Below are 25,407 nucleotides of genomic sequence, written 5' to 3'. Positions count from 1 at the left end.
CGGACCCGCGCCGCGGCCGCCCGTGGGCGCCGCGGTGCGGGCGCGCCTCCAGAGGCGCAAGATATTCAGAAAATATCGAACTTTCCCTATACCTTGCACCGTAGCTGAGCTGGATGAACGCGCGCCATATCCGTTGACGGCCCCTTAACGGCCGCGCCCCCGCCCTCACGCGCCCCCGCCCGGCCGTGACACGCGGATGTAACCGTCCGACCAGATGCTTTACGCGCCCGCAACATCCGCACATCCACCGGGAAACACCCCGGGCCGAAGGTATCGGTCGAGGTGAACGCGCCGGGCCCGACGACGTGCTCGCATCACCGAGGAGTACGTACACATCCCCCATCCCCTGCTTGGAGGCGACCATGGAAGGGCTCGACACGGGCACGACGGCCTGGCTGCTGGTGAGTGCGGCCCTCGTCATGCTCATGACGCCGGGACTGGCCTTCTTCTACGGAGGCATGTCGCGCGCCAAGAGCGTGCTGAACATGATGCTGATGAGCTTCGCCAGCATCGCGATCGTCAGCGTCCTGTGGGTGCTGGTCGGCCACAGCCTCGCCTACGGGGAGGGCTCGGGCCCCCTCACGCCCTTCATCGGCGGGCTCAGCGACGCCGGACTGTCCAGCATGATCGGCGAGGTCGACCCGGAGGGCGGCTACCCGCTCCTGGTCGACGCCGGGTTCCAGATGATGTTCGCGGTCATCACCGTCGCCCTGATCAGCGGCGCCATCGCCGACCGTGCCAAGTTCGGCGCCTGGCTGCTGTTCGTCCCGGTCTGGTCGCTGCTGGTCTACTTCCCCGTCGCGCACTGGGTATGGGGCGGCGGCTGGGTCGGCGACATCACCATCGGCGGCGCCGAGGTGATCGACTTCGCCGGCGGGACCGCCGTGCACATCAACGCCGGCGCCGCCGCGCTCGCCCTCACCATGGTCCTGGGCCGCCGCAAGGGCTTCGGGTCGGAGTCCATGAAGCCGCACAACCTGCCGTTCGTCCTGCTCGGCGCCGCCCTGCTGTGGTTCGGCTGGTTCGGGTTCAACGCCGGATCGGCCTACGCCGCCGACGCCACCGCCGCCCTGGCCCTGGTCAACACCCAGGTGGCCACCGCCGCCGCGACCGGCGCCTGGATGCTGGTGGAGCGGATCCGCTACGGCAAGATCACCGCGCTGGGCTTCGCCTCCGGCGCCATCGCCGGCCTGGTCGCCATCACCCCGGCCGCGGCCGACGTCACCCCGGTCGGCGCGATCGGCGTGGGCGTGCTCGCCGGCGGCATCTGCGCCTACGCCATCAGCTGGAAGTACAAGTTCAAGTACGACGACGCGCTCGACGTGGTCGGCGTGCACATGGTCGGCGGCATCATCGGCTCGCTGTCCATCGGCCTGCTGGCCTCGGCGGCCGCCAACGGCGCCGACGGCCTGCTCTACGGCGGCTCGTTCGGGCTGCTGGCGGTGCAGGCGGTGGCCGTGGTCGGCGTCGCCCTCTACTCCTTCGTCCTCACCTGGGTGATCGCCAAGCTCATCGACCTGGTCATGGGCTTCCGCATCCCGGTCCATGTGGAGACCAACGGGCTCGACCACGAGCTGCACTCCGAGACCGCCTACGCCTTCGACGAGCTCGACGACGAGCTGGAGGGCGCAGAGGCGACGGGTTCCTCCTCGCCGACGCCTCCGGGCGAGGAGGTCGCCTCCCGGTAGCCGGCGCACCCGCCCCCTCAGTGCCGAGGGGGCGGACGGCGGCACCGTGCCGGGAGGCGCGTCAAGGCTGGGCCGACGACGGGGCACGCCCCATCGCCGGCCCAGCGGTGTGTCCGGGTCCGGCCGCCCGCGCGAGGGCGGCGCGGGGACTCTGGGCGAATCCTGGGCCGCGGTTTGCAAGGAGTGATGGCGCGGTTCGGTACTCTGGCACCCACGGACGGGCCGGACGGCCGGCCGCCGGCGGACGGCCGGCGCCGAGACCTCAGGAGAGCGGCCCTCCGGTACGCGCCCGGAGCCGGAATGGGCTCCCGCGCGCTCCCGTGACCGACTGAACGACAGCCCGAAATCTCTGCGTGCGCCCGCCGGCACGAGTCGTGCGACCGGGCCGAGCGCAATGGGCCTGGAGGCAAGATGGCGCCGGTGATGTCCAGCAGACTGCGATCGGGGCGGCCGCTCGGCTACGCCGCGGCGGCGGCCGCGGTCGCGCTCGCCGCGGCCGGGTGCAGCCTGGATCTGAGCGACCTGCGCCCCGGTGGTGGGGAGCAGTCGCAGGAGGAGGCCGCGCCGGTCGAGGCGGCTCCGGTCCTGGAGGGGGCGCTGAAGCGGCTGGAGGCCGCCGACGCGATCGCCGTCCAGGGCAAGGTCGCCGCGGGCGGCGAAGACGAGGGCGTCAACGACGCCGCGCTGACGGTCACCTCCGGGGGGACCGTGCAGGGGACCTACCAGGAGGGCGAGAACGAGGCCGAGGTCCTGGAGGCCGAGGGCCGCGTGTTCCTCAAGGCGCCCGACGAGTTCTGGCTCGACCAGGACATCGCCAACCCCGACTCCGACCAGTACGCCGGGGCGTGGGTGCGCGTCGCCAAGGAGCAGCTCGGCCTCGACCCGGGCGCCCGGCTGGCCCCGGCCGAGCTGGCCGCCACCCTGGAGGGGCTGGGCGCCGCCTCGGAGGAGGCCCAGCTGGAGGACCTCGACGGGACCCCCGCCTACCGCGTGGACCTGGGCGGCGGGGAGAAGAACCGGGTCTGGATCAGCGAGGAGGAGCCCTACACCCTCCTGCGCATGGAGATCGAGGACCTCTCGGCCGGCGGCCAGGGCGGCTCCGAGGGCTCCGAGGACGCGGAAGGGGGCGAGGCGAGCCCCTCCGACGACGCCTCCGCCGCCGACGCGGGCGGCTCCGGCGCGCGCGTGCAGTTCAACCTCAGCGAGCCCGAGGCCGCCGACGTCGAGGGCGTCTACGACACCGCGATCGCCGCGGCCAAGGACGAGCTGACCTCCTCGCGCGATGCCCGCATCGAGCTGAACTGGCAGGGCCAGATCGACCTGCAGTGCCAGACCGGCGGCGCGTGCACCGTGTCCGGCACCGCCGAGGACGTCTCCGACGGCGGCGGCGAGGGCAAGGTCATCGTCCGCATGAACGCCACCTTCAAGAACGACGAGCTGGGCGAGAAGAAGTGCGACAGCACCGAGGTGCTGGCCGCCGGGAGCACGGTGGACATGTCCTGCTCCGTCGACTACGCGCTGGAGCCCAGCACCGAGCCCAAGGACTACGAGATCAACGCCACGAGCGTGCTCTCCACCCAGGGCCTGAGCAAGAAGTCCGCCGGGAAGGTCGCCGACGCGCTGGAGGAGCAGAAGAAGGCGCTGTCGGAGTCCGGCGGCGGCTCCGGCGGCGAGGACGCCTCCGCCGAGGAGTCCCCCGCCGAGGGCGGCGGCAACTAGCCCGTTTCCTGCGGGCAGGGGCGGGTCCGGCTGGGCCCGCCCCGCCTTGTGGGGGCGGGTAACCTAGGAGACCAATCCCGAGGAGAAGGACGGGTCCAGACTCGTGTTCGAGACGCTTTCCGACCGGCTGACATCGGTCTTCAGCTCGCTGCGCAGCAAGGGCCGGCTGTCCGAGGAGGACATCAACGCGACCGCGCGCGAGATCCGTCTCGCACTTCTGGAGGCGGACGTCGCCCTCCCGGTCGTCCGCGACTTCATCGCGAAGGTCAAGGAGCGCGCGCGGGGCGAGGAGGTCTCCCGGGCGCTGAACCCGGCGCAGCAGGTCATCAAGATCGTCAACGAGGAGCTCATCGAGGTCCTCGGCGGCGAGACCCGGGAGATCCGGTTCGCCAAGAACCCGCCGACCGTCATCATGCTCGCCGGCCTCCAGGGCGCCGGCAAGACCACCCTGGCGGGCAAGCTCGGCCAGTGGCTGGCCGGGCAGCGCAACACGCCGCTGCTGGTCGCCGCCGACCTGCAGCGGCCCAACGCCGTCACCCAGCTCCAGGTGGTCGGCGAGCGCGCGAAGGTCCCGGTGTTCGCCCCCGAGCCCGGCAACGGCGTGGGCGACCCGGTCGAGGTCGCGCGCCGCTCCCTGGAGGAGGCCGAGCGCAACAACCACAACGTGGTCATCATCGACACCGCCGGCCGCCTGGGCGTCGACGAGGAGATGATGCGCCAGGCCGCCGACATCCGCGACGCGGTCTCCCCGGACGAGGTCCTGTTCGTCGTCGACGCGATGATCGGCCAGGACGCGGTGGCCACCGCCCAGGCGTTCCTGGACGGCGTCGGCTACGACGCGGTGGCGCTGACCAAGCTCGACGGCGACGCCCGCGGCGGTGCCGCGCTGTCGATCCGGCACATCACCGGCCGGCCGATCATGTTCGCCTCCACCGGTGAGAAGCTCGACGACTTCGACCTCTTCCACCCCGAGCGGATGGCCTCGCGCATCCTCGACATGGGCGACGTGCTCACCCTGATCGAGAAGGCGCAGCGCACCTTCGAGGAAGAAGAAGTCAACAGGATGGCCAAGACGCTGGCCTCCGACGACGACTTCACCCTCGACGACTTCCTCGAGCAGATGGGGATGGTCCGCAAGCTCGGCCCCATCGGGAACCTGCTCGGCATGATGCCGGGCATGGGCCAGATGAAGGACCAGCTGGCGAGCGTCGACGACAAGGACCTGGACCGGATCACCGCGATCATCCGGTCGATGACCCCGGCCGAGCGGGACAACCCCAAGATCATCAACGGCTCCCGGCGGCTGCGCATCGCCAACGGCTCGGGCACCGAGGTGGGCGAGGTCAGCGGGCTGGTCACCCGGTTCTTCGAGGCGCAGAAGATGATGCGCCAGATGAAGAACGGCAACATGCCCGGGATGCCGGGGATGCCCGGCATGGGCGGCGGCAACAGGAAGAAGGCCAAGGCCCAGGCCAAGAAGGCGAAGAAGGGCAAGCAGCGCAGCGGCAACCCGATGAAGGCGAAGCAGCAGGAGGCCGAGAAGGCCGCCGAGCGGCAGCGCCGCCGGGAGGAGGGCCCCGCGCCGCAGCAGATGCCCGACCTGCCGCCCGGGCTGGGCGGCGGGCAGCTGCCCCCCGCGCTCGGCGGCGGGAAGATGCCCGACCTGTCGGATTTCGACTTCGGCAAGAAGAAGTAGGGGCGCACGGCGCGGCGGCCCCCGCGTGCGTCCGCGCGACCCGCCCGGGCCGCGCGGACGCACGCGGGGGTGCTCACGCTCTGGCATAATCGATCGTGCGACTCACGGTGCCCGGGTCGGCCCTCTACTTGCCCGGCGCCCACGTCCGGCCCGATCGGCCCCCGCAACCCCACGCGGCGGCGTCCGAACGGGCACTCGCTCACGCAATTCAGGAGAACCACTCCGTGGCTGTCAAGATCAAGCTCAAGCGTATGGGGAAGATCCGTACGCCCCAGTACCGCATCATCGTCGCCGACGCCCGCGCCAAGCGCGACGGCCAGGCGATCGAGGAGATCGGCAAGTACCACCCGAAGGAGCACCCCAGCTTCATCGAGGTGAACTCGGAGCGGGCGCAGTACTGGCTGTCGCAGGGGGCCCAGCCGACCGACCCGGTCAAGACCCTCCTGAAGAAGACCGGTGACTGGCAGGAGTTCAAGGGCCTGCCCAAGCCCCAGAAGCCGATCCAGGTCGCCGAGCCGCGCGACAAGGAGGCCGAGGAGGCCGCCTTCCAGGCCGTCCTGAAGGAGCTCGTGCTCCCGGACAACGAGGACAAGGGCGGCAAGGGCAGGGCCAAGAAGAAGGCCGAGAAGGCCGACGAGGCGACCGACGAGACCCCCAAGCCCGAGGGCGAGGCCTGACGTGCTGGAAGAGGCGCTTGAGCACCTGGTCAAGGGCATCGTGGTGAACGCCGACGATGTCCAGGTGAGAGCCAAGAGGCTCCGCAAGGGCAAGGTGCTCGAAGTTCGGGTGCATCCCGACGACCTCGGCAAGGTCATCGGCCGCAACGGCCGGACCGCCAAGGCCCTGCGGACCGTGGTCGGTTCGCTGGCCGGCGGCAAGTACGTCCGCGTGGACCTGCTGGACCTGCACGAGGTGCGCTGAACCGTGCGCCGGGGGCGCCGATCCGCGACGGGTCGGCGCCCCCGGTGTCGTGTCCGGGGGGCCGGGGCCCACACCGGACGGGGAAGGGAACGAGGAAGACCGCGATGCGTCTGGTTGTCGGCCGGATCGGCCGCGCCCACGGGATCCGTGGCGACGTGGCCGTCGACGTGCGCACGGACGAGCCGCAGGCGCGCTTCGCGCCCGGCTCGCGCCTGCTCACCGACCCCGAGTCGGCGGGGCCGCTCGTGGTGGCCTCGTCCCGCACCCACTCGGGGCGCCTGCTCGTGCGCTTCGAGGGGGTGGCCGACCGCACCGCCGCCGAAGGGCTGCGCGGCACCGTGCTGCAGGTGGAGTCGGCGGACCTGGGGCCGATCGAGGACCCCGACGAGTTCCGCGACCACGAGCTGATCGGGCTGCGCGCCCGCACCGTGGGCGGCGGCGAGGTCGGCGTGGTCGCCGACGTGCTGCACCACGCCCAGGACCTGCTGGTGATCGACACCGGCGGGGGCCGGGAGGCGCTGGTGCCCTTCGTCCGCGCGATCGTGCCCGAGGTGGACACCGCCGCGGGCACGCTCACCCTGGACCCCCCGCCCGGGCTGCTCGACCCGGACGCCGCCGAGGAGGCCGCCGCCCCGCGCGAGGCCGCCGAAGGGGAGGGGTGAGCGCCGGTGCGCATCGACATCGTCACCATCTTCCCCGACTACTTCGCGCCGCTGGAGCTGTCGCTCATCGGCAAGGCGCGGGAGGCGGGGATCCTCGACATCCGCCTGCACGACCTGCGGTCCTGGACCCACGACCGGCACAACACCGTCGACGACACGCCCTACGGGGGCGGGCCGGGGATGGTCATGAAGCCCGAGCCGTGGGGCGAGGCGCTGGACGCGGTCGCCGCCGCCGGGCCGGAAGGCCGGGAGGGGGCCGTCCCCCGGCTGATCGTGCCCACCCCCAGCGGGGCGCCGTTCACCCAGGCCCGCGCCGACCGGCTGGCCGCCGAGCCGTGGCTGGTCTTCGCCTGCGGGCGCTACGAGGGCATCGACGGCCGGGTCCTGGAGGAGGCGGCCGCGCGGATGCCCGTCGAGGAGCTGAGCATCGGCGACTACGTCCTGGCGGGCGGGGAGTCGGCCACCCTGGTCATGGTCGAGACGGTGTCGCGGCTGCTGCCGGGGGTGCTCGGCAACCGCGACTCGGTCGACCAGGACTCCTTCGCCCCGGGAGAGATGGAGCACCTGCTGGAGGGGCCCGTCTACACCAAGCCCGCGGTGTGGCGGGGGCGCGAGGTGCCGCCCGTGCTGCTGTCCGGTGACCACGGCGCGGTCGACCGGTGGCGCCGCGACCAGGCCCTCCGCAAGACGGCGAGGATGCGGCCGGAGCTGCTCGGGGAGGGCGACCCCTCCCGCTTCGACCGCCGCGACCAGGAGGTCCTCGCCGAGGCCCGGTTACAGGCCGGGCCCGAATCTATGGCAGACTAAGACGAGTTGCCCCTGCCGTAGACGTTCGTCCGCATGCTGTCGGCCGACGCCTAGGCGGCGGAATCGCCTCCGCCCACACGGGCACACATCGACACCGGCAGCAGAATCCGCCCGCGCGAACCGCAATGGCCGTCGCCGCGGCGCGCAACCGATGAGGAATCGCTGAGATGCACACCGCTATCCAGGAGCTCGAGAAGGCCCAGCTGCGCTCCGACATCCCCGACTTCCGCCCGGGCGACACGCTCAACGTCCACGTGCGCGTGACCGAGGGGAACCGGTCCCGTATCCAGGTCTTCAAGGGTGCGGTGATCCGACGGCAGGGCGCCGGCAACCGCGAGACCTTCACGGTCCGCAAGGTCAGCTACGGGGTCGGCGTGGAGCGCACCTTCCCGGTGCACACCCCGGCCATCGAGAAGATCGAGGTCGCCGCCCGCGGTCGCGTCCGCCGCGCCAAGCTGTACTACCTGCGGGACCTGCGGGGCAAGGCCGCCCGCATCCCCGAGCGCCGCGAGCCCGCCGCCAAGTAGGCTCCGGCCGGCCGCGCGCTTTCGGGCGCGCACTTTTATCGGCGCGCGACGCGCCGCTCGGATAGGCTTCGTTCCCGATGAGCAACGAGGAATCCGGCACGCACACCACTGGCTCCCCTGCGGACGACCGCGGGGGAGCCAGACGTGTGTCCGGCCCCGGTGGGCCCGCCGACCCCGGGTCGGCCGCCGAGGGCGCGGAGGGTGCCGGACCGGACGCCGGACGGCCCAGGGGGAGTGCGGAGGACGCGATGGGCGCCAAGAAAGAGGAGACGGGCGAGAAGAAGGGCTCCTTCTGGAAGGAGCTTCCCCTCCTGATCGTCATCGCGCTGGTCCTGGCCTTCGTCATCAAGACCTGGGTGGTGCAGCCGTTCTACATCCCCTCCGGGTCCATGGAGGACACCCTCCAGATCAACGACCGGGTGCTGGTCAACAAGCTCGTCTACCAGGTGCGCGACATCGAGCGCGGGGACATCGTGGTGTTCAACGGCACCGGGACCTGGGACGAGCCGGGGGTGGAGGCCCCCGAGTCCGGGAACGCGGTGAACCGGCTGTTCACCTGGGTGGGCCAGCAGCTCGGCGTGCAGCCCACCGGCAAGGACTACATCAAGCGCGTGATCGGCGTCGGCGGCGACACGGTGGAGTGCTGCGACGCCGAGGGGCGCGTCCTGGTCAACGGCGAGCCGCTGGACGAGCCGTACCTGTACCCGGGCAGCCAGGACACGCACACCGAGTTCGGGCCGGTCGAGGTGCCCGAGGGGCGGCTCTGGCTGATGGGCGACCACCGGCAGATCTCCTACGACTCCCGCCTGCACCAGAACGACCCGGGGGAGGGCACGATCGCCGAGGACGAGGTCGTCGGCCGGGCGTTCGTCCTGATGTGGCCGGTGGACCGGATGCGGACGCTGCCGATCCCGGAGACGTTCGACTCCCTGAACGAGGGCGGCGGTGGCGGCGAGGCCGCGGGCTCCCCGGACGGCGGCGGGGCGGCCGGGCCGGTGGCGGCCGCGGCGGTCCCGGCGGCGCCGCTGCTGCTGGGGGCGGCGGCCGCGGTGCCGGTGCGCCGGGCGGGCCGGAGCCTGTGGCGGCGGCGCCCGGGGTCCGGGAAGTCACACGCCGGGGATTCCGGCGAATGACAGCGCGCGGTTGACATATGGCGCATGATGGATCTGTAGCGGAAGACATCCGCTTTCGAGCATGGCAGGACCAAGAGGCGCCGAACGGGGCGAAGGGGGCCGGGCCGGCGGACCTGGGGTGCACGACGAAAGCGAGCGCGAGATGAGTTCTGAGGACCTGGAGAAGTACGAGGCCGAGATGGAGCTGCAGCTCTATCGGGAGTACCGCGACGTCGTCGGCCTGTTCTCGTACGTGGTCGAGACCGAGCGGCGGTTCTACCTGACGAACCACGTCGACCTGCAGCCGCGCAGCACCGAGAACGGTGAGATGTACTTCGAGGTCACGATGGAGGACGCCTGGGTGTGGGACATGTACCGCCCGGCGAGGTTCGTCCGCAACGTGCGCGTGGTGACGTTCAAGGACGTGAACGTCGAGGAGATCACCAAGTCCGACCTCGAGGTCCCCTCAGGCCGCCCCGGCCAGGAGTAGCAGGACCCCTCGGGAGATGACGCCCGCGGAGGGCGGGGCCGCACGGCCCCGCCCTCCGTCGTATGCGGGGGCGGCCGAAGCGGGGGCCGCGGCCCTCGGCGACCCGGGGCGGGCACACTGGGGTGAGCGCCCGGAGGCGGTCGGCAGCGGGAGGACCGCCCCGGGCTCCGCGGGCGCGGAGATGGAAGCAGCAAATGGTCGTGATCCTGGTCCTCCCAGGACATCGTGCTCCGCACAGGCGGAGATGGACGACGATCCCGTCGTGGGCTCCCCCGCTCCGCACACGCGGAGATACCTGTCGCGTTCCGCCGCCTTGTCCACAGCCCGTCGATCCGTCCGCCACGGTGCCTCGCCGGCCCTCACCATCGGGCTCGGAGGTGAGGGCCCATGGCATCGGCCACGGCCGGATCGGGGTGGACCAAGGCCGCACTCGGGCGGTACGGCGAGGACCTGGCCGCCGCGCACCTGCGGCGGACCGGGCTGCGCATCCTCGCGCGGAACTGGCGCTGCCCGGACGGTGAGATCGACATCGTCGCCCGCTGGGGCGGCACGCTCATCGTCGTCGAGGTGAAGACCCGCACCGGGCAGCGCTTCGGGACCCCGCTCGAAGCGGTCGGCCCGGCGAAGCTGCGGCGGCTGCGCCGCCTGGCCCGGCGCTACCGCGCGCAGGCCCACAACGCACCGCCGCGCACCCGGGTCGACGTCGTCGGCGTCCTCGTCCGCCGGGACGGGCGCGCCTACCTCCGGCACGACCAGGGGGTGGCGTGAATGGCCCTGGCGCGCACGCTGTCCATGGCCCTGCTCGGCGTCGAGGGGCACCCCGTCGAGGTCGAGGCGCACCTGGGCTCGGGGCAGGCGGCCCTCACCCTCGTCGGCCTGCCCGACACCGCCCTGAGGGAGGCCCGCGACCGCATCCGCGCCGCCGTCGCCAATTCGGGGGAGACCTGGCCGGACTGCCAGATCACCGTCAGCCTGTCCCCGGCGAGCCTGCCCAAGCGCGGGAGCGGGTTCGACCTGGCGATCGCCGCTGCGGTGCTGGGGGCGGACGGGGCCGTGCCCCTGGAGGGCGTCCACGACTGCGTCTTCATGGCGGAGCTGGGCCTGGACGGGCGCACGCGCCCGGTGGAGGGGGTGCTCCCCGCCGTTCTGGCGGCCGTCCGGGGCGGGCATACGACCTTCGCCGTGGCCAGGGAGAACGCTGCCGAGGCGCGGCTGGTGCCGGACGTGGAGGTGATCGCCGTCCGCTCCCTCACCGAGCTGTTCGCCCGGCTGCGCGGCGAGGCGCCGCCGCAGGAGGACCTGTTCGAGGACGAGCCGCCCTGCCCCGAGCGCGATGCGCACCGGGCGCCCCGGCCGGACCTCGCGGACGTGCTGGGGCAGCCGATGGCGCGGCGGGCGGTGGAGATCGCCGCGGCGGGCGGGCACCACCTGATGATGATCGGCCCGCCGGGGACGGGGAAGAGCCTGCTGGCCGAGCGGCTGCCGACGGTGCTGCCGCCGCTGTCGCGGCAGGAGGCGGTGGAGGTGACGGCGGTGCACAGCGTGGCGGGGACGCTGTCGCGCAGGGAGCCGTTGATCACCGTGCCGCCGTACAGCGCTCCGCACCACACCGCCACCCGGGTGGCGATGGTCGGCGGCGGGAGCACGAGCATCAGGCCGGGGTGCGTGTCGCGGGCGCATCGCGGGGTGCTGTTCCTCGACGAGGCCCCGGAGTTCCAGCGGTCGGTGCTGGACTCGCTCCGGCAGCCGCTGGAGTCGGGCGAGGTGACCGTGGACCGCGCGTTGGGGACGGTCACCTTCCCGGCGCGGTTCCAGCTGTGCATGGCGGCCAACCCGTGCCCGTGCGCGCGGCCCGGGCCGGCGTGCACGTGCCCGCCCCCGCAGCGCCGCCGGTACCTGGCGCGGCTGTCGGGACCGCTGCTGGACCGGGTCGACCTCAAGATCGAGCTGCAGCCGGTGACCCGGGGCGAGCTGCTGGCCGACCAGCCGTTCGCGGAGACGTCGGAACAGGTGGCGGAGCGGGTGGCGCGGGCGCGCGAGCGGTCGGCCGAGCGGTTCGAGGGGACGCCGTGGCGGGCCAACGCGCAGGTTCCGGGGGCCGAGCTGCGCCGGCGGTTCCCGGTGCCCGAGGCCGCCCGGTCGATCCTCGCGGCGGCGATGGAGCGCGGTGAGATCAGCGCACGCGGGGTGGACCGGTCGCTGCGGGTGGCGTGGACCCTGGCCGACCTGGCGGGCCGGAGCGCGCCGGAGCCGGAGGACACGGCGATGGCGTTCGCCCTGTGGTCGGGGCGGTACCCGTGAAGCCGATCGTGTGGGGAGGGGGAGCCCACGGGACTTCCGGAACGGAGCGGTGCGGGGAACGGTGCTTCGGAGCCCGGATCGGCGCCCGCCGGAGCCTCGCGCCGGTCGCGCCTGAAGGCTGCTCGCGGTGGCCGGGGCCATCGGGGCGCACCTCGGTGTCGGCGGGAGAGGAGGCGCGGTGAGCGGGCTGTCGGAGGAGGACGGAGGCGGCGCCGAAACCGGCGGGGCGGGGCAGGGGCCGGGGCGCGACGAAGAGGACGCCTTCGCGCGGGCGATGCTCTCCGTCGCGGTGGACCCGGGGCACCCGCTCGTGGGGGCGGTGCTGCGGTCGCGCGGCGCCGTGGAGGCGTGGGACCTCGTGCGGCACGGCGCGATCGCCGACGAGGCCGGGCCGGGTCGGCGCACGCGGCGGCCGGAGGCGTGGGCGGGCCGGGCGCGGGCGGTCGTCGGGGAGCGCCTGATGGAACGGGCGGCCGAGGCGGGGGCCCGGCTGGTCGTTCCGGGCGACCCGGAATGGCCCGGGCGGTTGGACGGGCTCGGTGACGAGCGGCCGTACGCGCTGTGGGTGCGCGGGCGCGGCGACCTGCGCAACGCGTGCCTGCGGGCGGTGGCGGTGGTGGGGTCGCGCTCGGCGAGCGCCTACGGCCTGCACGTCGCCTCGGGACTGGCCCACGACCTGGCGCGGGACTCCTGGTCGGTGGTGTCCGGCGGGGCGTTCGGTGTGGACGCGGCGGCCCACCGCGGGTGCCTCGGGGGCGGGGCGGCGACCGTGGCGGTGCTGGCCTGTGGGCCGGACCGGCTGTACCCGGGCGGGAACGGGCGGCTCTTCGAGGAGGTGGTGGAGCACGGGGTGATCGCCACCGAGCACGGCCCGGGGGTGCGGCCCACACGTCACGGGTTCCTGGTGCGCAACCGGGTCATCGCGGCGCTGGCGCCCGGCACGGTCGTCGTGGAGGCGGGGCTGCGGAGCGGGGCGCTGAACACGGCCCGGCACGCCCAGGAGCTGAGCCGGACGGTGATGGCGGTGCCGGGGCCGGTGACGTCCGCGCTGTCGGCGGGGTGCCACCGGCTGCTGAGGGACTGGAACGCGGTGTGCGTGACGGACGCGGCGGACGTCGCCGAGCAGCTGGGCGCGGTGGGCGAGGAGCTGCGGGAGGGCGGAGGGACGGTGATGGCGGTCGACGGCCTGGACCCGGCGACGCGGACGGTGCTGGAGGCGGTCCCGGCGAAGAAGGGGGTGGGCCCGGCGGAGATCGCGACGGCGGCGGGCGTCGGCATGGACGAGGCCCTGAGGAGGCTGGGGCTGCTGGCGGCGGGCGGTTTCATCGAACGCGCGGCATCAGGGTGGCGCGTCCGCCCGGGGACGGGCATGGCGAAGGACCGGGTCTGAGGCGGAAACACGTGTGGGGCGCGGTCGTGTGCGCGATCATGGCGTCATGGACGGAGAACCGGCAGAGCTGACCGTCGCCGAGGTGCGCGACCACTTCTCGCAGGTGATCGACGGGTCCGCCGTCGAAGGCCGGGTCACCTTCGGGGTGTCTGGGCAGGGCCGTGAACGGATCGCCGGGATCGTCCCGGTCGGGCTCGCGGAGGCATGTGAGGAGATGTTCGACGAGGAGGACGGGCGCATCGCCCGGCATCGGCTGGACGAGGTCCGGGCCGGTACTGCTGAGGTCATGTCCCTGGAAGAGGTTAAGCGGGAGGCTGGACTCTGACTCAGGAGGTGGAGTCTGAAGTCCTCTTTGACGGGCGTGCCTCCAAGGAGCCGGTAGGAGCCGATGAAGCTCGACAGGTCTGCCATCAACAGGGCCGGCTCTGGCGGATCCGCGTTGGTGAATTCCGAGTCGTCTACATGATCGACGACGGCGAACTCGTGGTCGTCGCCCTGCGCGCGGCTCACCGTCGTGAGGTTTACCGGGGGCTCTGAAGGAGCACGGTGCGGCCGAGGCGCTGTCGCGCACCGGGACTCCTGTACCTCCGGCCGTTAGGGTGATCGCATGGCGAAGAACTACAGTGCCTCCCTCCTCGCCGACGGGCCGTTCGTGTTCGTCTCCGGGCAGCTGCCCGAGGCACCCGACGGGAGCGTCGCCGAGGGGGACGCCGTCGAGCAGACGCGACAGGTCTTCCGGAACATCGAGGCCGCCCTCGCCCCGCACGGGGCCGACCTGCGGCACGTCGTCAAGCTCACCTACTACCTCCGCCACATCGCCGACCTCCAGTCCGTCCGGCAGGTGCTGCGCGAGTTCCTCGTCCACGAACCCCGGCCCGCCTCCACGCTCGTGGAGGTCAACGGGCTCGCCGACTCCCGCTGCCTGGTCGAGATCGAGGCCGTGGCCGCCCTGCCCGCCCCCGAGCGCCGGGACGGGGAGGGGTGAGCCCGCACGGGCCCGACGGTCCGGACGACCGCCAGGGCGACGGCCGGGACGCGCTGCTCGACGACTTCGCGCGGCGGCTCCGGTCCGAGCTGGGACGGTCCGAGCACACCGTGCGCGCCTACCTGGGCGACGCCCGCTCCCTGCTCGGCCACCTCGACGCCGTCGGCGCCCCCGTCGACCGCCTCGACCTCGGGCTGCTCCGCGGCTGGCTCTCCCGGCTGAGCGGGGCCGGGGCGAGCCGCGCCACCCTCGCCCGGCGCATCGCCGCCGCCCGTGCCTTCACCGCCCACCTGCACCGTATGGGCCGCCTGGACACCGACCCCGGGCCGCTGCTCGCCACACCGGTGCGCCGGCGCTCCCTGCCCCGGGTGCTCAGCGAGGACCAGGCGGCCGACGCCATCACCGCCCACGCCGAGGACGCCGAGGCCGCCTCCACCCCCGACGGCCTGCGCCGCACGGCGGTGGTGGAGGTGCTCTACGGCGGCGGGCTGCGCGTCGCCGAGCTGTGTGGCCTCGACCTCGACGACATCGACCGCGAGCGGCGCACACTGCGTGTGCTCGGCAAGGGCGGCAAGGAGCGCGCGGTGCCCATCGGCGAGCCCGCCCTCGATGCCGTCGACGCCTGGCTGCAGGCCGGGCGCCCGGCCCTGGTGGGCCCACACTCCGGGCGCGCCCTGTTCCTCGGGGCGCGGGGTGGCCGCCTGGGCACCCGCAGCGCCCGCCGCGACGTGCACGAGCTGCTGCGCGCCGCCGGCGACGGCAGCGACGCCGGGCCGCACGCCCTGCGGCACAGCGCCGCCACCCACCTGCTGAACGGCGGCGCCGACCTGCGCAGCGTCCAGGAGTACCTGGGGCATGCGTCCCTGGACAGCACGCAGGTGTACACCCACGTCTCGATCGAGCGGCTGACCGAGGTCTACCGGCGCTCCCACCCGCGCGCGTGAGCGTGCGCGGCGCCCCGGCGGCGACGCCCGCCCCCGCCGGGGCGAGCGGCAGCGGCAGCAGCCGCACCCGGCCGCGCCCGAGCAGGGAGAGCGGGTCCAGGTAGTCCCGCCCGCGGAGCAGGCCCCAGTGCAGGCACGGCCGCGACCCGCAGTGCGCGGCCCCCTCGGCCAGGGTCCCCAGCACGTCGCCCGCGGCCACCGTGTCCCCGGCCTGCACCGACGCGCGCACCGGCAGGTAGGTGGTGCGCAGCTCCCCGTGGACGACCGTCACCGCGCCCGTCCCCGCGACCTCGCCGGCGAAGCCGATCCGGCCCGGCCCCGCCGCCACCACCTCGTCCCCCTCCTCTGCGGCCAGGTCCACGCCGCGGTGCCCGGGCAGCCAGGGCCGGGGCGGCGGGTCGAAGGGGCGCAGCACCTCGGGGACGCCCTCCAGGGGCCACCGCCAGGGCCCGGTGTCGGCGGAGGCGGGCGGGGGCGGCCCCGCCGCGAGGGCCCAGACCAGGGCGAGCGCCGCCGCGACCCGCACGGCGGGGGAGGGGCGCGGTGAGTGCGGGGCGCGAGCGCGGGTATCGCAGAGCATGGGCTCAGGATCTCCCCGGAGCCCACGCGACACGAGGAGGTCGTCACCCCCTGTGGACAACGGTTCCGATGTGATTCCGGGCGGATGTGCTTGACATCGCGCCGACGAGGTCCTTAAGGGCCGCGGTCGGACTCCGGTCCGGTTAGAATCGTCAACGGCCCACTACGGGTCGAACCACATCACGCACGCCCACGCGCTCTCCGAGGCAGGGGAGGGCCGCGTCCACGGTCCGCGCCGCACGCCGGCGCGGCGGATGCGGCCGGGGCGTCAGGAACAACCAAGGCGGGCCGCGCCCGCCGCACCGAGGAGGAAGTCATGGCCACAGTCGTGACCATCCGTCAGCTGCTCGAGAGCGGGGTCCACTTCGGGCACCAGACCCGGCGCTGGAACCCGAAGATGAAGCGCTTCATCTTCACCGAGCGCAACGGCATCTACATCATCGACCTGCAGAAGTCGCTGGCCTACATCGACCGCGCCTACGAGTTCGTCAAGGAGACGGTCGCCCACGGAGGCACCATCCTCTTCGTCGGCACCAAGAAGCAGGCGCAGGAGGCCATCGACGAGCAGGCCCGCCGCGTCGGCATGCCCTTCGTCAACCAGCGCTGGCTGGGCGGCATGCTGACCAACTTCTCCACCGTGCACAAGCGGCTCCAGCGGCTCAAGGAGCTGGAGGAGATCGACTTCGACGACGTGGCCGCCTCCGGGCTCACCAAGAAGGAGCTCCTCGGCCTGCGCCGCGAGAAGGAGAAGCTGGAGCGCACGCTCGGCGGTATCCGCGACATGTCCCGCGTCCCCAGCGCGGTCTGGATCGTGGACACCAAGAAGGAGCACATCGCGATCAGCGAGGCCCGCAAGCTGAACATCCCGGTCGTCGCGATCCTGGACACCAACTGCGACCCCGACGAGGTCGACTACCCGATCCCGGGCAACGACGACGCCATCCGCAGCGTCAGCCTGCTGACCCGGGTCGTGGCCGACGCCGTCGCCGAGGGCCTGATGGTCCGCTCGGGCGGGTCCGCCGCCGGTGAGCAGAAGGCCGCCGAGGAGCCGCTGGCCGAGTGGGAGCGCGAGCTCCTGGAGGGCAAGGGCGAGGGCGAGGCCGCCCCGGCCGCCGCCGAGGCCCCGGCCGCCGAGGCCGTCGCCGAGACCCCGGCCGAGGCCCCCGCCGCCGAGGAGGCTCCGGCCGCCGAGGCCCCCGCCGAGGAGACCCCGAAGGAGGCCTGAGCCTCCCGGCCCTCCCGCCCCCGCGGCGGGAGGGCCGCCCTTCCTGCCTCTCTCCGCGTCCACGTCGACCCACGTCCTAGGGAACAGAGAATAGCCATGGCGAACTTCACCGCCGCCGACGTCAAGAAGCTGCGCGACATGACCGGCGCCGGCATGATGGACAGCAAGAAGGCCCTGCAGGAGAACGACGGCGACTTCGACAAGGCCGTCGAGTTCCTCCGGATCAAGGGCGCCAAGTCCGTCAGCAAGCGCGCCGACCGCACCGCCGCCAACGGCCTGGTCGCGCTCAAGCAGGACGCCGACACCTCCGCCGTCCTCGTCGAGCTCAACTGCGAGACCGACTTCGTCGCCAAGAACGAGAGCTTCATCAAGCTCGCCGACGAGATCGCCGCCTTCGCCGCCACCGGGGACTTCGCCGACGCCACCGCCCTCGCCGCCGCCGACATGGGCCAGGGCAAGAGCGTCCAGCAGGTCATCGAGGAGAACAGCGCGGTCATCGGCGAGAAGCTGGAGCTGCGCAACTTCGCCAGGTTCGAGGGCGCCTACGTCGCCTCCTACCTGCACAAGTCCGACCCGGACCTGCCCCCGACCATGGGTGTGCTGGTCGAGCTGGACAAGGCCGACGCCGAGGTCGGCAAGGACCTGGCCCAGCAGATCGCGGCCCTGGCCCCGCGCTACGTCTCCAAGGACGAGGTCCCCGCGGACGTCGTCGAGAAGGAGCGCGGCATCGCCGAGGCGACCGCCCGCGAGGAGGGCAAGCCGGAGCAGGCCCTGCCCAAGATCATCGAGGGCCGCGTCAACGGCTTCTTCAAGGAGGCCACCCTCCTCGGGCAGCCGTTCGTCAAGGAGAACAAGAAGACCGTGCAGAAGGTCGTGGACGAGGCCGGCGTCTCCGTCGTGCGCTTCGTCCGCTTCAAGGTCGGCCAGTCCTAAGTCTTTGACATGATGGAGGTGCCGGGGAGTCGTTCCCCGGCACCTTCGGTGGATCAAGGCGGGGACACGGCCCAGGTGACCCCGCGACGCCAACCACTCGGGGGAACCAGAAGGAGGCCGAGCGCCGTGCCGGAGAACGAGGGACACAGCGCCGCGGGCATCGCGGAGATGCACGACGGCGGCTGGCGGCGTGTCGTACTGAAACTGTCCGGCGAGGCCTTCGCCGGCGGGGAGCAGCTCGGCATCGACGCCGGCGTCGTGCAGTACGTCGCCGAGGCCATCGCCCAGGCCGTGGGCGAGGGCATGCAGGTGGCGGTCGTGGTCGGCGGCGGCAACATGATGCGCGGGGCGGAGCTGTCCGCCAGCGGCGTCGAGCGCGGCCGCGCCGACTACATGGGGATGCTCGGCACCGTCATCAACTGCCTCGCGCTGCAGGACTTCCTGGAGCGCCAGGGCGTGGAGACGCGGGTGCAGACCGCCATCCACATGAGCCAGGTCGCCGAGGCCTACATCCCCCGGCGCGCCGTGCGCCACCTGGAGAAGGGCCGGGTCGTCATCTTCGGCGCCGGACTGGGCGCCCCGTTCTTCTCCACCGACACCACGGCCGCCCAGCGCGCGCTGGAGATCGGCGCCCAGGCGGTCCTCAAGGGCACCCAGGTCGACGGGGTGTACGACTCCGACCCGCACCGCAACGCCTCGGCCGTGAAGTTCGACCGGCTCGAGTACAACGAGGTCCTCACCCGCGGGCTGAAGGTCATGGACGCCACCGCCGTGAGCCTGTGCATGGACAACGGCCTGCCGATCGTGGTCTTCGACCTGATGGGGGCGGGCAACATCGTCCGCGCCGTGCGGGGCGAGAAGATCGGCACCATCGTCTGCCCCGCGGACTCCTGAGCCGCCACCGACCCCTCCGACCCCGAACCTTCCCCACGAGCAGCGACACACGGGAGCCGCAATGATCGAAGAGACACTTCTCGAGGCCGAGGAGAAGATGGAGAAGGCCGTCGTGGTCGCGAAGGAGGACTTCGCGTCGGTGCGCACCGGCCGCCCCGGCCCCGCGACCTTCAACAAGATCACCGCCGAGTACTACGGTGCGCAGACGCCCATCAACCAGCTCGCCTCGTTCTCGGTGCCCGAGCCGCGCATGGTGGTCGTCTCGCCGTTCGACAAGAGCTCCCTGTCGGCGATCGAGCGCGCCATCCGCGAGAGCGACCTGGGCGTGAACCCGGCCAACGACGGCAGCATCATCCGCGTGGTCTTCCCGGACCTGTCCGAGGAGCGCCGCAAGGAGTACGTCAAGGTGGTGCGCACCAAGGCCGAGGACGCCAAGGTCTCGATCCGCAACATCCGCCGCCGCGCCAAGGACGCCCTGGACAAGGCGGTCAAGGACGGCGAGATCGGCGAGGACGAGGGCCACCGCGCCCAGGCCGAGCTGGAGGAGACCACCCACAAGTACGCCGCCGAGGTGGACGAGCTGCTCAAGCACAAGGAGTCGGAACTGCTGGAGGTCTAGCCCCGGTTCCGGTCCAGGTCGAGTTCGAGGAAATCACCCCGGTGTCCAACTCTGATTCGGGCTTCGAGCGGGAGAGACGAGGCGAAGGGAGCGGGCCCGAGTCGGGGTCGGGCGGTGCGGCCGCCGACGACGGCGGCGCGCGCTTCCGGTTGACCAAGCCCGGCGGCGAGCCGGTGCGCGCCGGCCGCAACCTCCCGGTGGCCATCGCCAGCGGCGTGGCCCTGGGCGCCCTCGTCCTGCTCTCGCTGTTCCCCTACCCGCAGGCGTTCTCGCTGATCACGGCCGCCGCCACGGTGATCGGGCTGCGCGAGCTGAACCGCGCCGTGGCCTCCGGCGGGGCGCGGCTGGCGCTGCCGCCGCTGGCCGTCGGCGGCGTCGCCATGCAGTTCGGCGCGCACTTCGGCGGGGCGGAATGGCTGGTCGGCACCACGGCGCTGACCGCGATCTGCGCCCTGGCCTGGCGGCTGCGCGGCGGCGCCGACGGGTACGTGCGCGACGCGGCCGCCAACCTCTTCACCCTGTGCTACCTGCCGTTCCTGCTGGGGACCTGGCAGCTGCTGGTGGCCCACCCGGGCGACGGGCGGGACCGGCTGATCGCGTTCATCATCGTCACCATCAGCAGCGACATCGGCGGCTACTTCGCCGGGATCCTGCTGGGGCGGCACAAGATGGCGCCGGTGATCAGCCCCAACAAGACCTGGGAGGGGTTCGGCGGCTCGGTCCTGGCGTGCATGGTGGCCGGGGGGCTGACCGTGTCGCTGATGCTCGATGGGCCCGTGTGGGTGGGCCTGGTCCTGGGCGTGGCGGTGGTGCTGGCCGCGATCGTGGGGGACCTCATCGAGTCCCTGATCAAGCGCGACCTGGGCATCAAGGACATGGGGCGGTTCATGCCGGGCCACGGCGGCCTGATGGACCGGGTCGACTCGCTGCTGATCGCGGGTCCGGTGGCGTGGGTGGTGCTCGGCCTGCTGCTGTGACCTCCCGCGCTCCCGCGGAGGCGGCCCAGGCCCTGTCCGGAGGTCCCCCCACCCGGCATCTCGGACGTTGATCTCGACGATGGTGCTGCCGAAACCGCCGTAATGGCAGCACTTTCGTCGAGATCATCGACGTCCGGACGGGGCCTGGGCGTCCGAGGCCGTCGTCTGCGACCGGAGCCCGGCGATGGAGCGTTCGACCATCCTGTCGAAGCTGCGGTCCACGTCGTCGGGGAGGCCGAACCCCCCTCTGGCCTCGAGGTCGGCGAACCCGTGCAGGGCCGCTCGCAAGGCGCGGATCTCGTCGACCAGGTCCTCCTCCGCGACGCCGAATCCGCGCAGGACGGCCGCCAGCACCTCCGCCGCCCGCCGGAACGCGGCGGCCGCCTCCGTGTCCTCCGGGGGAGGAGCCGTGTTCAGCGCCGCGTACCTGCCGGGCCGGGTGCGCGCGAACTCGCGGTAGGCCGCCGCGACCGACCTCAGGGCGTCCGGGCCCGAGCGCCCCATCGCCGCCGCCCCCAGGGCCTCCCCGAATTCGCGCGCCGCGAGCACGGCGACCTCGCGGCGGAGCCCGTCCAGCCCCGCGACGTGCTTGTACAGGCTGGGGGAGGCCACGCCGAGCCGCTGGGCCACGGCCTTCAGGGACAGGGCGCCGAGTCCTTCGGTGTCGGCCAGGTCCGCGGCCTCCGCCGCGACGGCGGCCGCCGACAGTCCCGCTCTAGGCACGTCCGGCCTCCCGCGCGGTCGCCGCGAGGAAGTCGAGCAGGGCCGGGACCGTCACGTCGGGACGCTGGGCCAGGGGATAGTGGCCCGCCTCGGGGACCATCAGCAGATCGGCCCCGAGCCGGTCGCGCATCCACTCCGCCTCGGCCGCGGGGTCCGGCCAGTCGCGGTCCAGCTCGCCCATGACGACCAGTGCGGGCGCGCGCACGTCGTCCAGCCGGGCGGGCACCGGGCGGAAGGCGTTGGCGAAGACGGCGAGGATGCCCGGGTACCGGTCGCGCGAGCGGAGGGCGGCGCGGATCGCGGCCATGTGGGCGGGGTGGTCCTCGCTCGTGCGCCCGGCGAAGAGCGAGCCCAGGTACCGCTCGGCCATCGCCGGCCCCCAGGGGCGCATCAGCATCGCCTTCAGGGCGAGCCCGGTGGCGCCGCGGACGCCTTCGCCGCGGAGGAAGGCGCCGCTGAGCACGAGGCCGTCCACCAGTTCGGGCCGGGTGGCGGCGACCCATGCGGCGGCGGTCGCGCCCAGCGAGTTGCCGACCACGGTCGCGGGCCCACCGAGCTCCTTGATCAGGGCCGCGGTGTCCTCGGCGGTGTCGACGGTGGTGTGCGAGGCGAACGCGGTGTCGCTGTCGCCGTGCGAGCGCAGGTCCATGGCGGCGACGCGGTACCCGGCCTCCGTGAGCGGCCCGGTCAGGTGCCGATAGGTGGAACGGACGTCCCCCATGCCGGGGACGCACACGACGAGCGGCCCGTCCGCGGGGCCGTGCAGGTCGTAGGCGATCCGTCCGTCGGGGCGCTGCAGGTACCTCATGGCGGCCTCCTGGCTAATGTCGATAGCTGAAAAGCTAATTAAGTTAGCCAGAGGTGTCAAGGGGTGGAGGCCGGTCGACCGCCCTATCGCGAGGGCCGGTGGTTTCCGTCGTCGCCGCCCTCCCCCCGACCCCGGTGTGCTTTCGCCCGACCCGGGGCCGTGAGGCGGGTACCGGCAGTCGCCGCCTCCTCGGACCGTGAGGGGTCCGGTGCCCGGAGGGTGGGGGCGGGGAAGAGCCCGTGCCTGCCGTCGTCGCCCTCTCGGTGGCCACGCACACGCAGGACGGCCGACAGCACTGCGATGAGCGCCGGTCGCCTTCTCCGGAGTGCGGTGGCCGGGCGGTACCTACCGGCCCCTCGCATGGAAGCGCCCCGGAGAGGCGGGTCCCCACTCGCCTCTCCGGGGCTTGCCGGTTCCCGGACCGGCCGTTCGGGGTGGGCTGTCGCCGCCGTGCCTCAGCGGAAGGCGTCGGCGTGGTCGGCCGCCCACTGGCGGTACGTCCGCGGCGGCACGCCGGTGACCTCCTGCGCTGTGTGCCGCTCCTCGGTGTAGGAGGGGTCGGAGAAGGTCCTGTGGGCCTCCAGGATCCCCTCCGCCGCCTCGGCGGGGAGGCCGGCCGCCGTCAACCGGGTGCGGGCCTCGTCCAGGCCCATCCGCTCCGTCTTCAGCGGACGCCCGATCTCCTCGCCCAGGACGTGCACGCGCTCGGTCTCGCTGAGCATCTCCGGCCCGGTCACCGTGTAGGCCCGGCCTCCGTGCCCCTCCGCCGTCAGCGCGCGGATCGCCACGTCGGCCAGGTCGTCCTCGTGCACCACCGCCCGCCGCGCCTCGGGGAACGGCGTGCGCACGACCGACCCGCCGCCGCTCAGCGACTCCGCCCACGCCAGGTCGTTGGCGGCGAACCCGCCCGCGCGCACCGCCGTCCAGGTCAGCCCCGACGCGGCGAGGGCCCGCTCCACCTCCGCGTGCGTCGCGGTGATCGGGTCGCCCTGCTCCTCGGCGTCGGGGTCCACCCCGGCCGACGACAGGTAGGCGACGCGCTCGGCGTGCAGCCGCACCGCCTCCAGGACCGGCACCACCGGCGCCGCCTCCGGGAGCGGCCACACCAGGAACACCCCGTCGACGCCGTGCATGGCCGCCTCCACCGAGGCGGGGTCGGTGAGGTCGCCCCGCACCGGGTCCACCGCCGCCGGAAGGCGCGCCGCCTCCGGCGAGCGGACCAGGGCGCGCACGTCCTCGCCCGCTTCGGCCAGCCTGCGCGCCACCGCGCCGCCGACGGTTCCGGTCGCGCCGGTCACCAGGATCATCGTGGGTACTCCTCATCCGCGTGCCGGGGGCGCCGCCGTCCGGCGGCGCCGTCGGACACCCACGAAACAACCTCAAGCTAACTTGATGTCAAGGGGGCGCCGGCGGGTCTTCGCCGCAGGGTTCGCACCTGCGGCGCGCACAGCGCCAGCACGGTCGCGCCCAAGGACAGCGCCGCGGCCCCGGCCAGCGCGGGCCCGGGTCCGGCGGCCTCGGCGACCGGACCGGCCACCGCCTGCCCGAGCGGCACCGCCAGCAGCGACCCGAGCGCGTCGTAGGAGTACACCCGCGCCAGCCGCTCCTGCGGGATGTTCTCCTGCAGCGACACCTCCCACGCGACGTTGAACTGCTCCATGGCCATCCCCGCCAGGAAGAACAGGGGGAAGAGCAGGACGAGGGACGGGGCCACGCCCAGCGCCAGGATCGGCGCCGCCTCGAGTGCGGTGAGTCCGACGCCGAACAGCAGCGCCCGGCGGGGCTGCCACCGCGCCGCCAGCAGTCCGCCCGCCAACAGGCCGATGCTGTTGACGGTGAGCAGCAGTCCCCACGTGGTCCGCCCGAACGATTCGTCGGCGATGACCGGCCCGATCACCGCCACCATCGACGAGTGCACCATGTTGATCACGAGGAACTGCACGACGACCACCCACACCCAGCTCCGGCGGACGAACTCCGACCATCCGTCTGCCAGGTCCCGCAGCGGGTGCGAGGGCTCAGGGTTCGCCTCGGAGGCGGCGGGCACGCGCACGAACGCGAAGCAGACCCCGGCGAGCGCGAACGCCCCGGCGTCGGCGGCGATCGCGGCGGAGGAGCCGAGCAGGGCGACGAGCACCGTGCCCGCAGACATCCCCACGAGCCGCCCGGTCTCCACGCCGATCCGCATCAGCCCGTTGGCCTGGCGCAGCAGGTGGGCGGGGACCGTCTGCGGCACCAGGGACGCGGCGGCGGGCAGGTTCGCCGCGGCCGCCGCCCCGTTCACCGCCGCCAGGGCCAGGAGGAGCGGCATCGACGCGATTCCGGCCACCAGGGCGAGGGCCAGCAGCCCCTGGGAGAGGGCGGCGACCGCGCACGCGCCGCGCAGCACCACGGCACGCGGCAGCCGGTCGGCCAGCACGCCCCCGGCCAGCAGCAGCACCACGTTGGCCAGCGTGCGGGTGCCGATCACCAGGCCCAGGTGCACCACCGACCCGGTGGCGTCGAGCACGGCGAAGGCCAGGGCGACCTGCGCCAGGCCGTTGCCGAAGTACATGAGCGCCCGGCCCGCGCCCAGGGCGCGGAAGTCACCGGAGCGCAGCGGGGCGAGGACGGACTCCTCGGAGCGGGGCCCGGCGGTCACGGCCGGTCCGCCGCGTCGCCGCCGTCGCCGGCTCCCTCTCCGCCTCCGTCGCCGTCGTCGTCGCCCTCGCCCTCGGTGCGCAGGGCGAAGAAGAGCAGGCTGGCGCTGACGGGGATGGCGCCGGGGGAGCGCGGCGCCCGCGCCGCCCGGTGCAGCTCCTCGCCGAGCTCCGAGGCCCGCTCGACCAGGGCGGCCCACTCCTCGGGGGCGACCCACACCTCGGTGTCGGTGAAGGTGCGCGGCGGCTCGGGGTCGCGCAGCAGGGAGCGGCGCTGCAGCTCCTCGGCGAGGGCGGCGGCGAGCATCCGCAGGTCCTCCGCGCCGCCGTGGGCGGTCGCCGGGCCGCTGGCCGGGTCGTGCCGGTAGCGCAGGGCGCGCCCGCCGCGCACCTGTACCTCCTCGGCGAGGGTGAGCAGGCCCGCCTCGTGGAGGCGGCGCACGTGGTAGCTGACGTTGGCCTGGCTCTCGCCGAGCTCGCGGGCGGCCTCGGCCGCGCTCATCGCGGTGCCGGTGAGCAGGGAGAGCAGCCGCAGCCGCAGCGGGTGCGCGAACGCCCGCAGCGTGACGGGCGAGGGGGCGGGGGGCTCGGGTCCATTGGGCATGCGGCCAGTCTGGCCGCTGGACGGTCAACCGTCAAACAGTTATTTGGGGGTCGCCCGGAGCCGGACACCGGCATCGCCGCCGGGGACGAGGCGGGGGCGGTGCAGGTGCGCACTCATGTTGATCTCGGGGAAGCCGGGCTTATGGTGTCCGTTTCAACCCCGAG

27 protein-coding genes and 1 pseudogene are annotated in these 25,407 nt (G+C 73.3%); 22 read left to right on the top strand and 6 right to left on the bottom strand.

Going from position 1 to position 25,407, the window contains the following annotated elements:
• The first annotated feature begins 362 nt into the window (after positions 1-362).
• From O4J56_RS18400 to O4J56_RS18320, 17 genes are all read left to right on the top strand, one after another.
• Positions 363-1,688 carry an ammonium transporter gene (locus O4J56_RS18400; RefSeq protein WP_270687219.1) on the top strand — a complete coding sequence of 442 codons (1,326 nt, stop codon included), beginning with the start codon at positions 363-365 and terminating at the stop codon, positions 1,686-1,688.
• A 423-nt stretch (positions 1,689-2,111) separates the two neighbouring features.
• Entirely contained in the window at positions 2,112-3,407 is a 1,296-nt protein-coding gene (locus O4J56_RS18395) for a hypothetical protein (RefSeq protein WP_270687218.1), read from the top strand.
• A 103-nt stretch (positions 3,408-3,510) separates the two neighbouring features.
• On the top strand, positions 3,511-5,103 hold the full coding sequence (gene ffh / locus O4J56_RS18390) for a signal recognition particle protein (RefSeq protein ID WP_270687217.1): 1,593 nt from the start codon (positions 3,511-3,513) through the stop codon (positions 5,101-5,103).
• Between the two features lie 224 nt (positions 5,104-5,327).
• Positions 5,328-5,780 carry a 30S ribosomal protein S16 gene (rpsP, locus tag O4J56_RS18385; RefSeq protein ID WP_270687216.1) on the top strand — a complete coding sequence of 151 codons (453 nt, stop codon included), beginning with the start codon at positions 5,328-5,330 and terminating at the stop codon, positions 5,778-5,780.
• Between the two features lies 1 nt (position 5,781).
• Positions 5,782-6,024 (top strand): RNA-binding protein, encoded by a 243-nt coding sequence (locus tag O4J56_RS18380; protein WP_270680368.1) that lies wholly within the window; start codon positions 5,782-5,784, stop codon positions 6,022-6,024.
• Positions 6,025-6,128: 104 nt separating this feature from the next.
• A complete protein-coding gene (gene rimM, locus O4J56_RS18375) occupies positions 6,129-6,686 on the top strand; it encodes a ribosome maturation factor RimM (protein WP_270687215.1) in 558 nt (185 codons plus the stop codon).
• Positions 6,687-6,692: 6 nt separating this feature from the next.
• Positions 6,693-7,493, top strand: coding sequence for a tRNA (guanosine(37)-N1)-methyltransferase TrmD (gene trmD, locus O4J56_RS18370; protein WP_270687214.1), 801 nt, complete (start codon positions 6,693-6,695; stop codon positions 7,491-7,493).
• A gap of 167 nt (positions 7,494-7,660) precedes the next feature.
• Positions 7,661-8,020, top strand: a complete 360-nt coding sequence (rplS, locus tag O4J56_RS18365) for a 50S ribosomal protein L19 (protein ID WP_270680371.1) — start codon at positions 7,661-7,663, stop codon at positions 8,018-8,020.
• Positions 8,021-8,166: 146 nt separating this feature from the next.
• Positions 8,167-9,153 carry a signal peptidase I gene (gene lepB / locus O4J56_RS18360; RefSeq protein WP_408639137.1) on the top strand — a complete coding sequence of 329 codons (987 nt, stop codon included), beginning with the start codon at positions 8,167-8,169 and terminating at the stop codon, positions 9,151-9,153.
• Between the two features lie 142 nt (positions 9,154-9,295).
• Positions 9,296-9,622, top strand: a complete 327-nt coding sequence (locus O4J56_RS18355) for a DUF2469 domain-containing protein (protein WP_017626253.1) — start codon at positions 9,296-9,298, stop codon at positions 9,620-9,622.
• Between the two features lie 387 nt (positions 9,623-10,009).
• Positions 10,010-10,390 carry a YraN family protein gene (locus O4J56_RS18350; RefSeq protein ID WP_270687213.1) on the top strand — a complete coding sequence of 127 codons (381 nt, stop codon included), beginning with the start codon at positions 10,010-10,012 and terminating at the stop codon, positions 10,388-10,390.
• Positions 10,391-11,923, top strand: coding sequence for a YifB family Mg chelatase-like AAA ATPase (locus O4J56_RS18345; protein ID WP_270687212.1), 1,533 nt, complete (start codon positions 10,391-10,393; stop codon positions 11,921-11,923).
• A gap of 274 nt (positions 11,924-12,197) precedes the next feature.
• On the top strand, positions 12,198-13,313 hold the full coding sequence (gene dprA / locus O4J56_RS18340; RefSeq protein ID WP_270687228.1) for a DNA-processing protein DprA: 1,116 nt from the start codon (positions 12,198-12,200) through the stop codon (positions 13,311-13,313).
• 46 nt (positions 13,314-13,359) lie between these two features.
• On the top strand, positions 13,360-13,638 hold the full coding sequence (locus O4J56_RS18335) for an antitoxin of toxin-antitoxin stability system (protein ID WP_270687210.1): 279 nt from the start codon (positions 13,360-13,362) through the stop codon (positions 13,636-13,638).
• Positions 13,639-13,646: 8 nt separating this feature from the next.
• The gene (locus O4J56_RS18330; protein WP_270687208.1) at positions 13,647-13,850 is read left to right on the top strand and encodes a type II toxin-antitoxin system RelE family toxin; all 204 of its coding nucleotides are present in this window, start codon (positions 13,647-13,649) and stop codon (positions 13,848-13,850) included.
• Positions 13,851-13,920: 70 nt separating this feature from the next.
• Positions 13,921-14,298: a RidA family protein gene (locus tag O4J56_RS18325; protein WP_270687206.1), complete on the top strand. Its 378-nt coding sequence runs from the start codon at positions 13,921-13,923 to the stop codon at positions 14,296-14,298.
• Positions 14,295-15,242, top strand: coding sequence for a tyrosine recombinase XerC (locus O4J56_RS18320; RefSeq protein ID WP_270687205.1), 948 nt, complete (start codon positions 14,295-14,297; stop codon positions 15,240-15,242). Before O4J56_RS18325 ends, O4J56_RS18320 begins: the two co-directional genes overlap by 4 nt.
• 103 nt (positions 15,243-15,345) lie before the next feature.
• On the opposite strand, the pseudogene O4J56_RS18315 reads toward O4J56_RS18320, so the two are convergent.
• Positions 15,346-15,822 (bottom strand): annotated as a pseudogene (locus O4J56_RS18315) (murein hydrolase activator EnvC family protein); the annotation flags it as partial.
• Between the two features lie 315 nt (positions 15,823-16,137).
• Between O4J56_RS18315 and rpsB the strand changes: the two are divergent.
• From rpsB to O4J56_RS18290, 5 genes are all read left to right on the top strand, one after another.
• A complete protein-coding gene (gene rpsB, locus O4J56_RS18310) occupies positions 16,138-17,046 on the top strand; it encodes a 30S ribosomal protein S2 (protein ID WP_270687203.1) in 909 nt (302 codons plus the stop codon).
• Positions 17,047-17,142: 96 nt separating this feature from the next.
• Positions 17,143-17,979, top strand: a complete 837-nt coding sequence (gene tsf / locus O4J56_RS18305; RefSeq protein WP_270687201.1) for a translation elongation factor Ts — start codon at positions 17,143-17,145, stop codon at positions 17,977-17,979.
• Between the two features lie 126 nt (positions 17,980-18,105).
• The gene (gene pyrH / locus O4J56_RS18300) at positions 18,106-18,873 is read left to right on the top strand and encodes a UMP kinase (RefSeq protein ID WP_270687200.1); all 768 of its coding nucleotides are present in this window, start codon (positions 18,106-18,108) and stop codon (positions 18,871-18,873) included.
• Between the two features lie 61 nt (positions 18,874-18,934).
• Positions 18,935-19,492, top strand: a complete 558-nt coding sequence (gene frr / locus O4J56_RS18295; protein ID WP_270687199.1) for a ribosome recycling factor — start codon at positions 18,935-18,937, stop codon at positions 19,490-19,492.
• Between the two features lie 41 nt (positions 19,493-19,533).
• Positions 19,534-20,469: a phosphatidate cytidylyltransferase gene (locus O4J56_RS18290; protein WP_270687198.1), complete on the top strand. Its 936-nt coding sequence runs from the start codon at positions 19,534-19,536 to the stop codon at positions 20,467-20,469.
• Between the two features lie 123 nt (positions 20,470-20,592).
• On the opposite strand, the gene O4J56_RS18285 is transcribed toward O4J56_RS18290, so the two are convergent.
• From O4J56_RS18285 to O4J56_RS18265, 5 genes are all read right to left on the bottom strand, one after another.
• Positions 20,593-21,192: a TetR-like C-terminal domain-containing protein gene (locus O4J56_RS18285; RefSeq protein WP_270687197.1), complete on the bottom strand. Its 600-nt coding sequence runs from the start codon at positions 21,190-21,192 to the stop codon at positions 20,593-20,595.
• Positions 21,185-22,000 (bottom strand): alpha/beta fold hydrolase, encoded by an 816-nt coding sequence (locus tag O4J56_RS18280; protein ID WP_270687196.1) that lies wholly within the window; start codon positions 21,998-22,000, stop codon positions 21,185-21,187. The genes O4J56_RS18285 and O4J56_RS18280 overlap by 8 nt, the downstream gene beginning before the upstream one ends.
• Before the next feature lie 455 nt (positions 22,001-22,455).
• Positions 22,456-23,307 (bottom strand): NAD(P)H-binding protein, encoded by an 852-nt coding sequence (locus tag O4J56_RS18275; protein WP_270687195.1) that lies wholly within the window; start codon positions 23,305-23,307, stop codon positions 22,456-22,458.
• Between the two features lie 77 nt (positions 23,308-23,384).
• Entirely contained in the window at positions 23,385-24,641 is a 1,257-nt protein-coding gene (locus tag O4J56_RS18270; protein ID WP_270687194.1) for an MFS transporter, read from the bottom strand.
• Complete coding sequence (locus O4J56_RS18265) at positions 24,638-25,243, bottom strand: helix-turn-helix domain-containing protein (protein ID WP_270687193.1); 606 nt, start codon at positions 25,241-25,243, stop codon at positions 24,638-24,640. Before O4J56_RS18265 ends, O4J56_RS18270 begins: the two co-directional genes overlap by 4 nt.
• Between the last annotated feature and the right edge of the window lie 164 nt (positions 25,244-25,407).

This window comes from Nocardiopsis endophytica, assembly GCF_027706725.1.
GTDB classification, from domain to species: domain Bacteria; phylum Actinomycetota; class Actinomycetes; order Streptosporangiales; family Streptosporangiaceae; genus Nocardiopsis_A; species Nocardiopsis_A endophytica.
Note: the sequence above shows the minus strand (reverse complement) of the source record. Positions and strands in the feature narration are given on the sequence as shown.

Coding starts and splice junctions, on each gene's coding strand:
- O4J56_RS18400 (WP_270687219.1), top strand. CDS start 363: ATGGAAGGGCTCGACACGGGCACGACGGCCTGGCTGCTGGTGAGTGCG.
- O4J56_RS18395 (WP_270687218.1), top strand. CDS start 2,112: ATGTCCAGCAGACTGCGATCGGGGCGGCCGCTCGGCTACGCCGCGGCG.
- rimM (WP_270687215.1), top strand. CDS start 6,129: ATGCGTCTGGTTGTCGGCCGGATCGGCCGCGCCCACGGGATCCGTGGC.
- rplS (WP_270680371.1), top strand. CDS start 7,661: ATGCACACCGCTATCCAGGAGCTCGAGAAGGCCCAGCTGCGCTCCGAC.
- O4J56_RS18355 (WP_017626253.1), top strand. CDS start 9,296: ATGAGTTCTGAGGACCTGGAGAAGTACGAGGCCGAGATGGAGCTGCAG.
- O4J56_RS18350 (WP_270687213.1), top strand. CDS start 10,010: ATGGCATCGGCCACGGCCGGATCGGGGTGGACCAAGGCCGCACTCGGG.
- O4J56_RS18345 (WP_270687212.1), top strand. CDS start 10,391: ATGGCCCTGGCGCGCACGCTGTCCATGGCCCTGCTCGGCGTCGAGGGG.
- dprA (WP_270687228.1), top strand. CDS start 12,198: ATGCTCTCCGTCGCGGTGGACCCGGGGCACCCGCTCGTGGGGGCGGTG.
- O4J56_RS18335 (WP_270687210.1), top strand. CDS start 13,360: ATGGACGGAGAACCGGCAGAGCTGACCGTCGCCGAGGTGCGCGACCAC.
- O4J56_RS18325 (WP_270687206.1), top strand. CDS start 13,921: ATGGCGAAGAACTACAGTGCCTCCCTCCTCGCCGACGGGCCGTTCGTG.
- rpsB (WP_270687203.1), top strand. CDS start 16,138: ATGGCCACAGTCGTGACCATCCGTCAGCTGCTCGAGAGCGGGGTCCAC.
- tsf (WP_270687201.1), top strand. CDS start 17,143: ATGGCGAACTTCACCGCCGCCGACGTCAAGAAGCTGCGCGACATGACC.
- frr (WP_270687199.1), top strand. CDS start 18,935: ATGATCGAAGAGACACTTCTCGAGGCCGAGGAGAAGATGGAGAAGGCC.
- O4J56_RS18280 (WP_270687196.1), bottom strand. CDS start 22,000: ATGAGGTACCTGCAGCGCCCCGACGGACGGATCGCCTACGACCTGCAC.
- O4J56_RS18275 (WP_270687195.1), bottom strand. CDS start 23,307: ATGATCCTGGTGACCGGCGCGACCGGAACCGTCGGCGGCGCGGTGGCG.
- O4J56_RS18265 (WP_270687193.1), bottom strand. CDS start 25,243: ATGCCCAATGGACCCGAGCCCCCCGCCCCCTCGCCCGTCACGCTGCGG.